The organism is Paenalcaligenes suwonensis (assembly GCF_011290505.1).
Taxonomy (GTDB): domain Bacteria; phylum Pseudomonadota; class Gammaproteobacteria; order Burkholderiales; family Burkholderiaceae_B; genus Paenalcaligenes; species Paenalcaligenes suwonensis.
The window spans coordinates 100,075-114,353 of record NZ_JAANPV010000009.1 but is presented as its reverse complement, the minus strand read 5'-3'; the positions used below and the strand labels follow the sequence as shown (position 1 = coordinate 114,353).

Sequence of the window (14,279 nt, the reverse complement as noted above, 5' to 3'; positions counted from 1 at the left end):
TGTCTGAGCTCTATTTCTGCGGGTTGCTGGTTGTGATGCGCAGTATTCATCGCACACGCTGGGGGACTGCGGAACAACTTTTTGTGATTTGAGACACCAAATCAAAAAAGTTTTCCTCCGCCTCCCCGAGTTTTCGCAATGGATAGACTTACAGCCCTTTCCGGTGTGGCAACGAGTCAGACCATACCTATATATATCTTCTACACCTTGTTGTTACGCGGCAGATGGTTTTATCCAAGCACAGCCAACTAGAGGGTTTCTATTCTCGAGAGCTTGCGTTGCATCACATGCTGTTTTTCTCAGAAGTATGCGCAATTCACAGCAATCACCAGCCTAAAAATCTAGGCAAGCGACGAGCAAAAGGCGGATGGAAGTGTTTTTTTATTTGGTGTCTCAAATAAAAAAATACTTTCGCAGCCTTAGGCTAATGCAGTCAAGTCGCTAGTAAGCGGGCTTTTTCTCTCAGTGTTGATACGTATAGCGACTGCACTCATTGCACACGCAACAAGACCTCTAAAAGCTCGTGTAGGCAGGACATTCACAGCCTCCCCATCCATAGCCATACGCAAACAACCCCCTCATACTCAACGCACTACACAACTAAACGAATACGCTAACGAGCTGACATCACATGGATAAACATTGACTTAAATTCGTCAATAAACGAAAATGAAAACATACAGTATTGAGCATTACCTGACTGAACAGAGTCAGGACGATCTCTATCTACTTTGGCTAGCTCGCCTACGCGACCTTCAAGCCAAAATCGCCGTGATCAGAAGAATGCATCGAATTGAACAAGGCAATTTTGGTGATCATGCATTCTGCCGTGATGGAGTGTGGGAGCTACGTATTGATATAGGGCCGGGTTACCGTGTTTATTATGCGCTAACGGGGCGCAGCGTCGTCTTGCTGCTATGTGGTGGCAACAAACACTCGCAAAATAAAGACATTCAATTAGCAGTGCGTTATTGGCAAGATTGGCAACGGAGAAATGACAATGAAAAGTCGCACACATGACGCCGCAATGGCTGAGCTTTATCGTAGCGACCCAGCTCTAGCATTGGATGTGCTCAACGGCATCCTACAAGATGGCGATCAGGCAGAGCTATTGATTATGCTACGACAACTCACACACGCATTTGGCGGCATGCAAGCAGTAGCCGAACATGCCCAACTAAACCCTACTCAGTTGTACCGCACCCTCTCGCCCAAAGGTAATCCCGCTCTTAGTAGCCTCACCGCCATCCTTAAAGCAATGGGACTACGCTTGGCTGTGCTACCGCTAGACGCGGCAACACCCGAGTAAGCAAAGCCCCACCATTACCCCCCTCACAACAACGCCATTTGGCTACCAACCGGTGCCACTACATATGGCACCCACAAGTCCACCCTAGGGAAGTACAGCGCCGCTTTAGCCTGTCGCCCGTCTAAGGCATGCACTTGCTCGCAATAACGCTGCAACTGTGCACTATGACGCTCTAGCATGCGTCGCTCAAACATGGCGATGGTTTCGCCTTCTGCTGGGGCAGAGGTTTTGTAGTCCACAATTAACCAGTGGTCTTCTTGCGAAATCGCTAAGTCAATCACCGAAACTCGGCCACCAGCATCCAACAATGACCACTCTCTATAGGCTTTGGCTACACCTAATAACCACTGCCCACGTTCGCTAGTTATCGTGGCTTTTAGCGTTTGCTGAAGTATGTCCAGAGACTGCATGACGCGTTCTGGCTCGGTGCCTGCGCGCAGCAGTTGTTTACGCATGGTGTTGGCGTAAGGAGTGATGCTACTTGCTTCGGCAAATTGGGCGGGAGCCGCCGCCATACGTTCTAACCACGCGTGCGCCACTATACCCAACGCACTTTCGTTTTGCGTGGACTCCGGCCAGCGCCATGCGTTATGTGCCGCAGAAACGGCTTTAGGCGGTACTGCTACGGGTAATACCTGCTGCACACGCTTTAATAAACGCTGTGAGCCTGATGTGGGTGTCATCGCCTCCAGCTCAGCGCTAGAAGCCGCCACATCGTCTTTGGGTAGGCAGTCCCAAATCCTGCCTAATAAGCTTTGTCCACTAGGCGATTTAAATAGGCCTGCATTATCTATTTTCATCTCAGCCACCACATGCAGTTGGCTGCGTGCCCGGGTGACCGCTACATACAGCAAGCGATTCGCTTCATGGAAAGCACGTTGTTGCTCACGCTTTGCCAGAAAGGCCGAAACGGGATCTTGGTCTTCGCTGCCACGCGGTTTCACGGGCCCCAATAACAAGCGACCATCGCTTTGCTCTAAGCGGATGAGTGGTGCAGTATCACCTCGCGCGGCGCGCTCTAGACCGTACAAAATAACGGACTCAAATTCCAAGCCTTTGGACTTGTGTATGGTCATGATTTCCACACACTCCCCTGCCCCCTGCGGTACAGCAAATAATCGCTGCACCCGCTCTTCAAAATCGTTGACGCTCACATCACCATACGGAGCAAGGTTTTCGAGCAAACGGAACACTTGTTCAGCATCATCGCGGTCAGCAGGGTGCGCATAGACGTGCTCGGCACCTAAGCGCTGCCAGACTTCTTGCAACCACGCGGCAAAGGGTTGACTACCGCTGCGGTTGCTCTGTGCAAACAAGGCCGCACTTGCCGCCTGCAATCTAGCAAGTTCGTCGCTCTCCATGGCAGCACAGCGTTCAGGGCTAGCCAGCAAGGCGGACACTAGTTCAGGAATGGGCGTGTGTGCATCATGCCCACATAAACTGTGTAAGCTGTTTAGCTTTAGCCCCACCATGGGGGAGCGCAAAATCGCCAACCAGGCCAACCTATCGCCGGGGTGGCACAAAGCTCGCACCAACTGCACCAAATCACCCACCACAGGTCTATTGGCCAGCGGTTCTAGTTCCACCGCCCTACATGGAATGCCCTGCATGGTGAGCTCTCGCACCACTTGGCGTAAATGGCTACGTGCTCGCACCAACACTGCCACGGGGTGAGCACTGCCTGCATAACGCTGCAAACCATCTTTGCATAAGGCCACAACTTGCTGTTGTGACTGCGCGGCAACGTCATCGGCACTCTCGTCTTCGGCTGCACTCCACACAGGATGGAAGTTTACTGCGGTATGCTCTGACTCGGGATTAAAGGGATCAGACGGGCTATAGCTTACCGCCCCCATATCGCTGTCATCATACGCAGGAAACAGCCACCTACCCGCCACGTTCACCCACTCTACCAATCCAGCTTGTGAGCGGAAGTTGGTGGTGAGTGTTAAAGGTTCTAATGCTACTGAGCCTAGGGCACGCGCCGCTTTAACCCGCAAAAACAACCCCACTTCGGCTTTACGAAAACGGTAAATGGATTGCATGGGGTCGCCCACCAAGAACAGCGTACGACCATCACCCGCTTCCCAACCCGAACTTAGCCCTTCTAACAATGCAATTTGCGTCAAGCTAGTGTCTTGGAACTCATCCACCAGCAAATGCTGTATAGCGCGGTCAGCCTTAAGCAACAGCTCGGAAGGCTCGTCTGCACTACCTAAGGCGTGCAACGCGCGCTGAGAGATTTCGATGAAATCCACCTCGCTTTGCTCAGCAAACACTTGGCGCAACTGAAAACTGGCCAGCCACAGCACTTGGATGAAATTCATTAATGCGTCTAATTGCTCTTCGCTGTAGCCATTAGGTAGGTCACGCACACGTGCCAACGCCGCTATCCACGGCGCGTCTACAGCCGCAGACGCAATCCATTCCTCTACTGCTGCTTTTTCGGCAGTTTTAGGAGCAAAGCCTTGGGCAACAGTAATACGTTTACGCAGCTCGCCTTTGCCTGTCAGCAAAAAGTCGGCCAAACACCGCCATTGCGGCAACGCGTCTATGTCTGCGGATAACGGCTCACCACTCCACTGCTGCAACAACTGCAAGCTGTCATTGCCTGTTGCGGCAAGTTGCTCTGCCGCATAGCGTACCAACGGTGCTAAGTCTTGCGCCCACCCTAACGGCATCGCGGCGGCCAATACAGCCAACTCGGCTTGCAGTATTTGCTCTAGGTTGTCTTCAATTTGGAAGATGCTTTCCGGGTCACTTAATATGGGCTGCCACTGATCACGGCTAGCCAACATCTGCATCAGCAACTCTTCGGCTGCCGGCACATGCACATCCATGTGCGCCATCATTTTGGCTACGGGCTCTTGTTCGTCTATCATCGCCAACGTGGCTTGTGCCGCACGTCGGTAATGTTGGCTCACGTCCTCGGCCACAGCGGGCATACCACCTAAGCCACTCACCCACGGCATGGCGCGCACCAAGTGCGCACACAACGAGTCAATGGTACGAATACTTAACCGTGCAGGGTATTCCAACAAATTCCAGCCCAGCTCTAGATCACGCTGCATGGCTTGGCGGGCCAACTCCCAACTTTGTCGCTTGTAGGCCTCTGCAGGAGGCGTATCCGATGCACCTGCCTGCAACTTCTCTAGTACCCTGGCATGCATTTCTGCGGCGGCTTTTTTGGTAAAGGTGATAGCTACCACTTCTTCTGGTCGCCGTACCGTTGCCAACAACGCCAGAATTCTGTCAGTCAGCAGTTCGGTTTTTCCTGAACCGGCTGGCGCTTGCACCAAAAATGAACGTCGTGGGTCTATGGCGGTTTGCCGTATGGCGGCGTCATTAGGCGTGATCATCGTTCACCTCGTTCAAACGCAACATGGGTAATACATCACAAAACATCAGGTCTTGCTCATTCCATAGTTGATTCGCGGCATAGCCTGCGCAGAACTCCTCTGCCAACGCCTCTATGGCCTTCTGCCACTGCTGCACTTGTGACTCCCAATCGGGAAGATCCTGTTTTTTACTGGCGGACTCAGGCGTACTCACATCGCCAAAAGGCTGCTGCGCATACCCTGTCACACCGGGCGATCGAGTGTTCAACCATGCTAAAGCGGCTCCACTAACCTCCTCACCCTGTTGCTGCAAATGTGCGGCATATAACGGTAACTGCAACTCTATAGGCCTAGGTCGCAACCAATCATCTAATGGATTGCGCCTATTTAAGGAGGTTTTGTAATCCAACACCACCACACTGCCATCCGCCAACTGATCCAGTCGGTCTAGTCGCATGGATAAACGTAAATTCTGATAGGCCCAGTACAAGGTTTGCTCTAACGATCGCACTTCAAAATCTGGGCGTGTTAGCTCAAAGGCAAACCAACTGCGCAATACCTGCTCGGCACGCTCGCACTCTAATTGGCGCAAACGCGCTGAATAGCCATATAAGGTTTCATGTGCGGCTTTTTCAATGCACTGCCCCAACCCCTCGGGCTGAGTGTCTAACCACTGTGCCAAACCCGCTTGCGTGCGAGGCTCACAGGCTTCCCACGCGCGTTCAATGGCGCTGTGCAAAAACTGGCCACGCACGTTTTGCTCACCCACCTGTGCATAATCCGGCAAAGCCGCCGCCGATAATCGGTATTTCACAAATGCCCACAAGGGAGATCGCGCTTGGGTATCCAACACTCCTGCCCCACCCTGTATTGGCGTTGTTTGCAGTAATGCCGGACCATGTTCATCGCGCAAGTACTCCAACGCCACCTCGTCAGCATTCGCATCCGGTAAGGCGTAGTCTTGCTGCTCCAACTTGCTCAGCAATGGGCTAGGGCGCAATAACTGTTCGCCCTGATACTGTGGATAACTCACACGTACCGTTTTAGCACTACCACACAGCGAATTAAACAAGTAACGCGCCCATTGCAGTTCACGCTCAGGAGTAGACCGTGGGGCATTCACACGGCGTAGCGCACTGTAGGGGATTAAAGGGTTAGGACGCACCGCAGCAGGTAGTACTTCATCGCTTAACCCTAGAATCCAAACGGCATCCCATTGACCGCCCTCGGCCTCAAGCATCCCCAATACGTCCAGCCGTGCTGAAGGGTCACGTTGTGGCTGGAAGGCCGTTTCTCGTAGTAAACGCGTTAATAAGCGTACCGCTTGGCCAAAACGCAGTGTGGACAACAAGGGTGTTTGCTGAGCAAACTGCCCCAGCTTGGCATCAAAAGCCTCCATTACCTGAAAAGCATGACTATCCAAGCTTTCTTGACCCGGAAACCCCAACAGTTGCAGCAGGTGCCGCATGCATTGCGCCCAACCTAAGGCAGACTGCCGCGTTGGTTGTGCTTGCAAGTGCGCCCATGCTGTCCCCCATGCTTGGTGTAGCTCAGGCAAACGCTCGGTTAGTGCAGTTTCCCAGGTCAGTTTATCTACGCTAAGTTCACCTTGTTGGCGTAAGCGCACATCCCACATCACCCGCGACGCCGCTTCGCTCATGCTGCCAGCACAAGCGCCAGTCAATAGCGCTTTACCTAAGGTGGCGGCGGTGACCTGATCTGTGCGTAACAACTCGGCCATCACCTCTAACCACGCCAGTGCGGCACGCACTAATGGCCACTCGGTAAGAGGTCTGGCGACGGCCACGTTCCATGCCAAGGCAGGCAGATGATCCCCGTCCCCTCGGCAGGCTTCGCTTAACAACCTGTGCGCTAAGGGCACATTTTTTTCTAGCTGAGCTGCCACAATCGCTACTTTGCTATAGGGATTGGCGCGCAACTGCTCTACGGCCCACTGCACCGCCAAACGCCATTCGTGGTCGCTATCGTGCGCTGCGATTTGCAGCGGATCCGTCTTATCTACCTCCGGTGTTGCTAACTGATAGCACTTTACCCCTTGGGCACTCAACGCGTGCAACAAGAGTGTGAAGCGTGGCGACAACTCATGAAACCCCGCCAATACTAGCGTGGTAAAGGGTGGCTGCAAAGCAGAGGCTTGTAGTGCCTGCAACACCCTATTGGCGGATCGGTTGGCATCGTCCAGATCAGACTCGTGCAGCCTATTTTTATAACGCTCACGCCAACGCAAAAAACGCTCATAGTCAGGCGACTGTTCGGCGTCCATGACCCCTATCTGCCAATCGTCCAATAGACTATCTGCTTCGCTGGCTAACTTGGCGGCTTGGCGCATATCCAGCAAGCCTTCACCCTCAGTGGCCTCTTCCTCGCGTATGGCTTCTTCCCACGCATAATGGCAGCCAAAGCTATCCAGTACGTGCGCCGCGGGCGCAAACTCATCACTAAAGCACAGCTCATCGGCCAACTGCCGTAACCATGCCCCTACTGGCATAATCTCGGGCACTTCCATCGTGCGCTGCCCTGCAGGCAGGGAACGTTGCAGCGTTTCTAAAATACGCCGGGCAAAACGGTTATTCACCGTCAGAATCAGGGTTTGAGTGCTTTCACACTCGCCCAGTTCGTGCATCTGCAAATAAGGAATTTCCTGCATGACGAGGATGTGCCTCCGCTTTGTCCTGTAATATAGATGGTTATTGTAGCGGCCTCCTTGTACTAAGATGCCGTTTCCTTACTGACAGTGATTGTTTGAACTATGTCCGACTCTTCTATGCCTGAATTTGAACTTGCTGGTTCCATCTGGTTTAGGTCTGGAACCCAGAATTGGGGAAACCCTCGTCGCATGGCTCTGCTTGCTGCCATTCGTGAGCACGGCTCTATTTCTGCTGCGGCCCGTGATATTGGGTTGAGCTACAAAGCAGCATGGGATGCCATCGACACCATTAATAACCTGTCTGATGAAACCCTAATAGAACGCAGCACCGGTGGCCAACGCGGGGGCGGCGCTATGCTCACCCCTAAAGCCATTGAGATTCTTGAGCTATACGAACACTTAGACGAAGTACATCAACGCTTCATGAAGCGTCTGTCTCGCGCCCGTCCTGGCTCTGAACAAACCATGCAGGTATTGCAAAATATGATGGTACAAACTTCTGCACGTAATAATTTCATCGGTACGGTAAGCGATGTCACCATGTCGCAAATTAGTGCCGAAGTACGCCTAAGCATTGGTGAGCAGTTTGATATTGTTTCTTCCGTTACCCGCGAAAGCGTAGAAACATTAGGCCTAACGAAAGGTGTTAGAGCCTTGGCCTTTATTAAAGCCTCGTCCATTATTATTGGTACTGACTGCAGCACCGCCCGACTCTCTGCCCGCAATATTCTGCATGGCAAAATCGTGCATCTGCAAAGCGAAGAAGTAGGTGCTGAAGTGGGCTTGGAATTACCCAGTGGTCACCGTATTGCCGCCACCATCACTACAGAAAGCATGCAGCGCTTGAAGCTCACGCTGGGCCAAGATGCCTGTGCGATTTTCAAAGCTTCTAGTGTGTTGCTGGGTACGCTGGATTAACCCACTTCTTCCTGGGCCAGCAGGCTTTCGGATTCCGCTTGTAAGGCAGCTGGTGTACAGCTGCCTTCTATTTTTCCGCGACGTATGCGATAGACCTCATCGGCCAACACAACCGCATCCTCTGGGTCGTGCGTGATGATAATAGAGGGTATATCTAACTGCTGTTGTAGCTCACGCAGTTCCACCCGCATCTTACGACGCAAATGCACGTCTAAGGCCGCTAAGGGCTCATCCAAAATTAATAAATCAGGCTCTACCGCCAAGGCTCTGGCCAAGGCCGTACGCTGTTTTTGGCCGCCTGAAATTTCGGCTGGGTAGTTATGCAAAACAGCTTCTAGCTCAAAGGCGTTTACCCAACGCTGTGCCGCTTTAGGCAAAAATTTACGGCTAGGATTCCACCACGAATGGCGTAAGCCATAACAAATGTTTTGTGCCACCGTTAAGTGCGGAAACAGGCCATAGTCTTGCAGCAAATACGCCAAACGGCGTTTTTGCGGTGACACCAGCACCCCTTTTTCAGCGCAAAACAGCACCCTATCGTTAATGGCAATATGACCGGCATCGGGGCGCAACAAACCGGCTACTGCCTGCACGGTTAAGGTTTTCCCCGAACCTGATGGGCCAAACAACGCGATGCGCTGCGCTTGGGTATGTATGTCCACATCCAAGGTAAAGCTTCTATCGCCTTGCCCCACCGTGCGCTGTATGCGTAAGGTAATACTCATCAGCGCGCTCCCTGTCGTCTAGCATGAGCAGGCTTGATGTAACTGGCCAACCACAACACCAATACACAGCTAATAGACGTAGTAATCACCAACACCATTGCTAAATCGTCATTACCCGCTTGTACCGCTTCGTAAATAGAAATAGACAGGGTTTGAGTACGGCCAGGAATACTGCCCGCAATCATTAAGGTGGCACCAAACTCGCCCAACGCACGGGCAAAAGCAAGTAGTACCCCCGCCATAATGCCGCGCATAGCTAAGGGCAAGGTCACCCTGAAAAAAGTAGCCGTGTCTGACACGCCTAGAATTTTCGATGCATTCACCAAGCGCTGGTCTACATCTTCAAAGGCCGCTCTAGCGGCTTTAAGCACCATGGGAAAAGCCACCACGGTGGCGGCGACTACCGCACCCTGCCAGGTGAATACCAACTCGATATTCCATTGCGCTAACCATTGGCCCACAACGCCGCGACGCCCTAACAATACCAATAAGTAATAGCCCACCACCGTAGGTGGCAATACCATGGGTAAGGTCAGAATAGAGTCAACAACGTTGCACCACGAGGACTTCCAGCGCGACAACGCATACGCGCCAGCGATCCCTAGAATGGCAGCAAAAAAAGTGGCCCACCCTGCCACCTTCAACGAAAGCAACAGGGGGACCCACAGTCCTGACAGCATAAGTGCCTTAGCCTACTTTACGGCTTAGAAAAGCCATATTTAGCCAGAATTTCTTGACCTTCATCCGACAAAATGAAGTCTACGTATTCTTGCGCTTGTGGGTTAGCACCATCACGTTTTACAACCGCGATGGGGTAAGTAACGGGCGTGACAGTTTCCAGTGTTTCCACCACTTTCACTTTATCTTTCATGATAGCGGCATCGGTGGCGAATACAAAGCCTGCATCCACTTCACCACGGCTAACGTAGTCCAACACTTGGCGCACGTTTTGACCCAATACTTGACGCTCGGTCACGGCTTCCCATGCACCTGCTTTTTCCAAAGCACCTTTGGTGTAACGGCCTACAGGCACTGTTTCTGGGTTACCGAAAGCAATGCGCGTCACATCAGCATTTGCCAACGATGCCAAGCCTTCTACATTTTTAGGATTGTCGTTAGGAACAATCAGCACCACTTGGTTGCGCACAAAATCCGCGCGAGAATCCGGCACGATCACATCGGCCTCACCGGCTTTGTCCATGGCTTTCTGGTCTGCAGATGCAAACACATCCGCTGGCGCACCATTCACAATTTGCTGCAGCAACACGTCTGATGCAGCAAAGCTGTTCAGCACTTTAGTATCGCTATGTTTTTTCTCAAACGCCTCGCCAACTTCTTTAAAGGCATTGGTCAAGCTAGCTGCGCCCGATACCAACAATTCCCCGGCGTGTGCGGCACCACCAAACACCAGTCCTGCACTCAATGCACCCGATACACAGAGCGCGCGAACAATACGGCTATAGCTTTTCATGCCTACTCCTTGGCAAGTTGTAAGAATCTATGAAAGCATTATATATAGATGTATATAGATATCGCAAACACCCTGTCAGGCATGGGTTTCAAGGCCATGCATCTTGTTTCACCCCCCCTGCCTTGCCAGCAACGCTCGTAGTATTATGCTAAGCATGACAACGCCCAATCTTGCCGCTTTTTTAGAATACTGTTTGTTAGAAGAAGGGTTGGCCAACAATACGTTGGCTGCCTACGAGCGCGACCTCGTCATTTTTGCGGAATGGCTACACGAACAACAAGGCAACACCCTGTTAGACGCCACAACCGAGCACATACAAACGTGGCGCAGCGTGGAAGCCCAAACCCATAAAGCCACTACAACGAATCGTAGGTTGGCTACCTTAAAGAAATTCTATGGCTGGGCACTACGCCAACAACTGATTGAGCACAATCCCTGTCAAAACTTGAACTCTTCCAAACAAGCGGTACGCGTACCTGCCACCCTAAGCGAGGCCCAAGTTGACGCACTGCTACAAGCCCCGGATGCCGATACACCGTTAGGCTTACGTGACATAGCCATGCTAGAAACGTTGTACGCCACGGGTTTGCGTGTCAGCGAACTGATCAACCTACACCTGCAACACCTGAGTCTAAATGATGGGGTGATACGGGTGGTGAGCGGCAAAGGCGGTAAAGATAGGCTGGTGCCCTTGGGGGCGCAAGCACAAGATAGTTTGCAAGACTATTTACAGCATGCTCGACAGCTTATTTTGGGACAGCAGCGCAGCCCCTTTTTGTTTGTGACAGGCAGAGGCCAAGCCATGACTAGGCAAGCCTTTTGGTTACTGATTAAAAAATACGCCCTGCAAGCCTGCATACAGGCACCGCTATCACCGCATGTACTGCGTCATGCGTTTGCCACCCACCTGTTAAACCACGGCGCCGATTTACGAGTGGTACAACTGCTGCTGGGGCATGCGGATATTTCCACTACCCAAATCTACACCCACGTCGCCCGAGAGCGGCTGAAACAACTGCATCAACAACACCATCCCCGAGCATAATTACGTTATGGCCAAAGCAAAGCACGTTAGCGAAACCCCCGCCACACAGTGGCTACGCAAAGCGAAAATCTCTTTTACCGAGCACAACTACGATTACATTGATCATGGTGGTGCCCAAGAGGCTGCGAGACAACTGCACTTCCCGCCGGCACAAGTCGCCAAAACGCTGATTATGGAAGACGAAAACGCCAAGCCGCTGATTATCGTAATGCATGGCGACCGAGAAGTTTCTACCAAAAATCTCGCAAGACAAATAGGGGTAAAAAAAGTCACCCCTTGTAAACCCGATGTCGCCCAGCGCCACTCGGGTTACATGGTGGGCGGTACGTCGCCGTTTGGTACACGCAAAACCATGCCTATTTTTATAGAACAAAGTTTGCTGGAGTTTCCTACCATTCTGATCAATGGCGGTAAACGCGGCTATTTGCTAGAACTGCCCCCTACCACGCTAGTAACTGCATTGGGGGCTACCCCTGTGGAAGCCGGCCTAGACGCTCACGCCTAAGCCCTTACCGGAGACATCATGATTCACCATTTAGACCACCTGGTACTAACTACTAGCAATGAAGCAGCCTGCGTGGCTTTCTATGTAGACTGCTTGGGTATGGAGTTAGTCACCTTTGGGCAAAACCGAAAAGCCTTTAGTTTTGGCCATCAAAAAATCAATCTACATGTCAAAGGTGCAGAGTTTGAACCCAAAGCGCATCTGCCCGTGCCCGGTGCGTTAGACCTTTGCTTTATGGCGGACCGCCCCTTAGACGAGGTGATCGCACACTTGCAGGCCAAAGGCGCCACCATCATCGAAGGCCCGGTGCCTCGCACCGGTGCTACTGGCCCTATACGCTCAATTTATTTGCGTGACCCTGACCTTAACCTCATTGAAATTTCCGAGCCCCTCACCACTCCCTAAGTTGTTGTAGTGTGAGCCCCTATAGTGCTTTTTTTGTTTTATCAGAGGCCCCATGAGTTCTACCCTGCTTCCTTTTGATCAGCTAAAACAACGCTGCAACGACGCATGGAAAGCGTATACCCAACACGATTTTGTGTGCCAGTTAGGTGCAGGCACACTACCTGCTGAAGCCTTCAAACACTATTTACGCCAAGACTATTTGTTTCTGGTGCACTTTGCCCGTGCCTGGGGGTTGGCGGTGTACAAAAGCCGTTCTATGCAAGAGCTGCGCCAAGGCCTAGACAGTTTAAAAGCCATTGTCGACTTAGAAATGGGGCTACACATACAGTATTGCGAACGCTGGGGTATTAGCGAAAAAGAACTGGGTGAACTACCCGAAGCGCGTGCCACCATGGCCTATACCCGTTATGTGCTGGACGCCGGTAACCGTGGCGACTTGCTGGATTTGCACGTTGCCCTCGTACCATGTTTGATTGGTTACGCCGAGATTGCTCGTTGGTTAGTAGCACAAGACTTCACCGTGCTGTCTGATGCCAACCCCTACGCTGACTGGATCAAGATGTATATCAGCCCAGAATTTCAGCAAGCGGCCACAGCCGAGCAGGATTGGCTAAACCAACACCTTAGCCATATAGACTCCGCTCGCATGGATTATCTGGCGACGACATTTCGCGATGCCACACGCTTAGAAGTGGACTTCTGGCAAATGGGCTTGGATCAGGCCGACTAAGACTCTCGTCCTAGTGTTTGCTGCTAGGTGTCAGCGCCCCATTTGGACGCTCCACATGATGCCAGCAGCAAGCCCTAAAAATGGGCCGAAGTACAGCATAGATGGCCAACATGAACGACGGCAGCGCTGCCACAGCGCATAACATAACGCCAAGGCACTGGCCACAAACAACACATAGGGTACCGCCATCACACCCAACCAAGCGCCTATGCCAGCCAACAACTTGGCATCACCTAGACCTAAACCTTCTTTACCGTGCCAGAGGCTAAATACCCTGCTTACCGCCCACGGCAAACCATAGCCCAAGGCCGCCCCCCATACGCTATTTTCTACTAACCACGGTGTATAGCCCGCCTGCCAAAGCAAGCCAGACCACAGCAGGGCATAACTGAGCTTGTCGGGTAAATAGCCATACCAGCCGTCAAAACACATCAGTAGCCACAGTTGCACTAGAAACAGGCTATAGGCCGTCTTTTCCGCAGCACTGACAGGTAGTACACACCCCAGTCCTATCACCGCCAGCAAACCACCGTAAAACACATAGGCTTGCCGCCGGTTTGGCACTCCCACTACCGAGAATTCGCGGCAACACCCTACCCATTGCCAACGTAACCCCACACTTGCCAGCACGGCTACCGCCCCCACTTCTATCATGGTGCAGGGCTCACCACACGTATCGCCTGTTCTAGGACAGCCACTGGTTCTGCCGGAGCCTCTACGCTGTAGCGTGCCCCTTGTTGCTCTACCTGTATGCTTCGTGGCCCTATCGCCACCAAACGCACACCATCCGCCAGCCAATCACCCTGCCTAAACGCTTGCGCCGGTGCACCATCAATACGCAATAAAGCCGCCCCACCGCGCCCTAGACTGGAACTCATTACACCTTGAATCTGTATGCGTACAGGGCCTCCGGCTTGCCCAAACCAAGCGGCTACTGTTTGCGCCTCGCTGCCTGGCAATACGCTTTGCTGCACCGCGATGGGAGCAAACCGCAATGTCGTTGGTGCGGCCAATTGTGCGACGCCATAACCGGCAAAAGCGGCGGCAATCACCACCAAAAAACGCTGTATCCACTGCGCCATAAAACTGACATATCTCATCTATACACTGGGGACCAGACTCAAAGACGCTCTGGTCTGCTTGTTTTTTTCACCTCCAGAGTCTG

At 52.4% G+C, this 14,279-nt stretch carries 14 protein-coding genes; 7 read left to right on the top strand and 7 right to left on the bottom strand.

The genetic code is table 11. The features are described 5' to 3' along the window. Window positions 1-669 precede the first annotated feature (669 nt). The gene (locus GY634_RS13945) at window positions 670-1,020 is read left to right on the top strand and encodes a type II toxin-antitoxin system RelE/ParE family toxin (protein WP_166409345.1); all 351 of its coding nucleotides are present in this window, start codon (window positions 670-672) and stop codon (window positions 1,018-1,020) included. Beyond that, window positions 1,001-1,309 carry a helix-turn-helix domain-containing transcriptional regulator gene (locus tag GY634_RS13940; protein ID WP_166409344.1) on the top strand — a complete coding sequence of 103 codons (309 nt, stop codon included), beginning with the start codon at window positions 1,001-1,003 and terminating at the stop codon, window positions 1,307-1,309. The genes GY634_RS13945 and GY634_RS13940 overlap by 20 nt, the downstream gene beginning before the upstream one ends. 23 nt (window positions 1,310-1,332) lie before the next feature. On the opposite strand, the gene GY634_RS13935 is transcribed toward GY634_RS13940, so the two are convergent. Further along, a complete protein-coding gene (locus tag GY634_RS13935; protein ID WP_166409343.1) occupies window positions 1,333-4,668 on the bottom strand; it encodes a UvrD-helicase domain-containing protein in 3,336 nt (1,111 codons plus the stop codon). Continuing rightward, window positions 4,655-7,315 carry a PD-(D/E)XK nuclease family protein gene (locus GY634_RS13930; RefSeq protein ID WP_166409342.1) on the bottom strand — a complete coding sequence of 887 codons (2,661 nt, stop codon included), beginning with the start codon at window positions 7,313-7,315 and terminating at the stop codon, window positions 4,655-4,657. The genes GY634_RS13935 and GY634_RS13930 overlap by 14 nt, the downstream gene beginning before the upstream one ends. Before the next feature lie 102 nt (window positions 7,316-7,417). Here GY634_RS13930 and GY634_RS13925 point away from each other — a divergent pair, with 102 nt between their 5' ends. Then, window positions 7,418-8,233: a TOBE domain-containing protein gene (locus GY634_RS13925; RefSeq protein WP_166409341.1), complete on the top strand. Its 816-nt coding sequence runs from the start codon at window positions 7,418-7,420 to the stop codon at window positions 8,231-8,233. Here GY634_RS13925 and GY634_RS13920 read toward each other — a convergent pair. The 3 genes from GY634_RS13920 to modA are packed head-to-tail and all read right to left on the bottom strand — an operon-like array spanning window position 8,230 to window position 10,429. Further along, complete coding sequence (locus tag GY634_RS13920) at window positions 8,230-8,958, bottom strand: sulfate/molybdate ABC transporter ATP-binding protein (protein ID WP_166409340.1); 729 nt, start codon at window positions 8,956-8,958, stop codon at window positions 8,230-8,232. The two genes, GY634_RS13925 and GY634_RS13920, sit on opposite strands and share 4 nt — an antisense overlap. Beyond that, a complete protein-coding gene (gene modB / locus GY634_RS13915; RefSeq protein ID WP_166409405.1) occupies window positions 8,958-9,635 on the bottom strand; it encodes a molybdate ABC transporter permease subunit in 678 nt (225 codons plus the stop codon). Before modB ends, GY634_RS13920 begins: the two co-directional genes overlap by 1 nt. Before the next feature lie 20 nt (window positions 9,636-9,655). Continuing rightward, window positions 9,656-10,429, bottom strand: coding sequence for a molybdate ABC transporter substrate-binding protein (gene modA / locus GY634_RS13910; RefSeq protein ID WP_166409339.1), 774 nt, complete (start codon window positions 10,427-10,429; stop codon window positions 9,656-9,658). A gap of 154 nt (window positions 10,430-10,583) precedes the next feature. Here modA and xerD point away from each other — a divergent pair, with 154 nt between their 5' ends. Genes xerD through tenA form a run of 4 tightly spaced genes read left to right on the top strand, consistent with a single transcriptional unit; the run spans window position 10,584 to window position 13,114 of the window. After that, window positions 10,584-11,474: a site-specific tyrosine recombinase XerD gene (gene xerD / locus GY634_RS13905; protein ID WP_166409338.1), complete on the top strand. Its 891-nt coding sequence runs from the start codon at window positions 10,584-10,586 to the stop codon at window positions 11,472-11,474. 7 nt (window positions 11,475-11,481) lie between these two features. Then, window positions 11,482-11,979 carry a Cys-tRNA(Pro) deacylase gene (gene ybaK, locus GY634_RS13900; RefSeq protein WP_166409337.1) on the top strand — a complete coding sequence of 166 codons (498 nt, stop codon included), beginning with the start codon at window positions 11,482-11,484 and terminating at the stop codon, window positions 11,977-11,979. Window positions 11,980-11,997: 18 nt separating this feature from the next. After that, window positions 11,998-12,384, top strand: a complete 387-nt coding sequence (locus GY634_RS13895; RefSeq protein WP_166409336.1) for a VOC family protein — start codon at window positions 11,998-12,000, stop codon at window positions 12,382-12,384. A 52-nt stretch (window positions 12,385-12,436) separates the two neighbouring features. Further along, the gene (tenA, locus tag GY634_RS13890) at window positions 12,437-13,114 is read left to right on the top strand and encodes a thiaminase II (protein WP_166409335.1); all 678 of its coding nucleotides are present in this window, start codon (window positions 12,437-12,439) and stop codon (window positions 13,112-13,114) included. Between the two features lie 30 nt (window positions 13,115-13,144). On the opposite strand, the gene GY634_RS13885 is transcribed toward tenA, so the two are convergent. Both GY634_RS13885 and GY634_RS13880 read right to left on the bottom strand, forming a co-directional pair. Further along, entirely contained in the window at window positions 13,145-13,768 is a 624-nt protein-coding gene (locus GY634_RS13885) for a prepilin peptidase (RefSeq protein WP_166409334.1), read from the bottom strand. Next, the gene (locus GY634_RS13880) at window positions 13,765-14,214 is read right to left on the bottom strand and encodes a general secretion pathway protein GspB (RefSeq protein WP_166409333.1); all 450 of its coding nucleotides are present in this window, start codon (window positions 14,212-14,214) and stop codon (window positions 13,765-13,767) included. The genes GY634_RS13885 and GY634_RS13880 overlap by 4 nt, the downstream gene beginning before the upstream one ends. Between the last annotated feature and the right edge of the window lie 65 nt (window positions 14,215-14,279).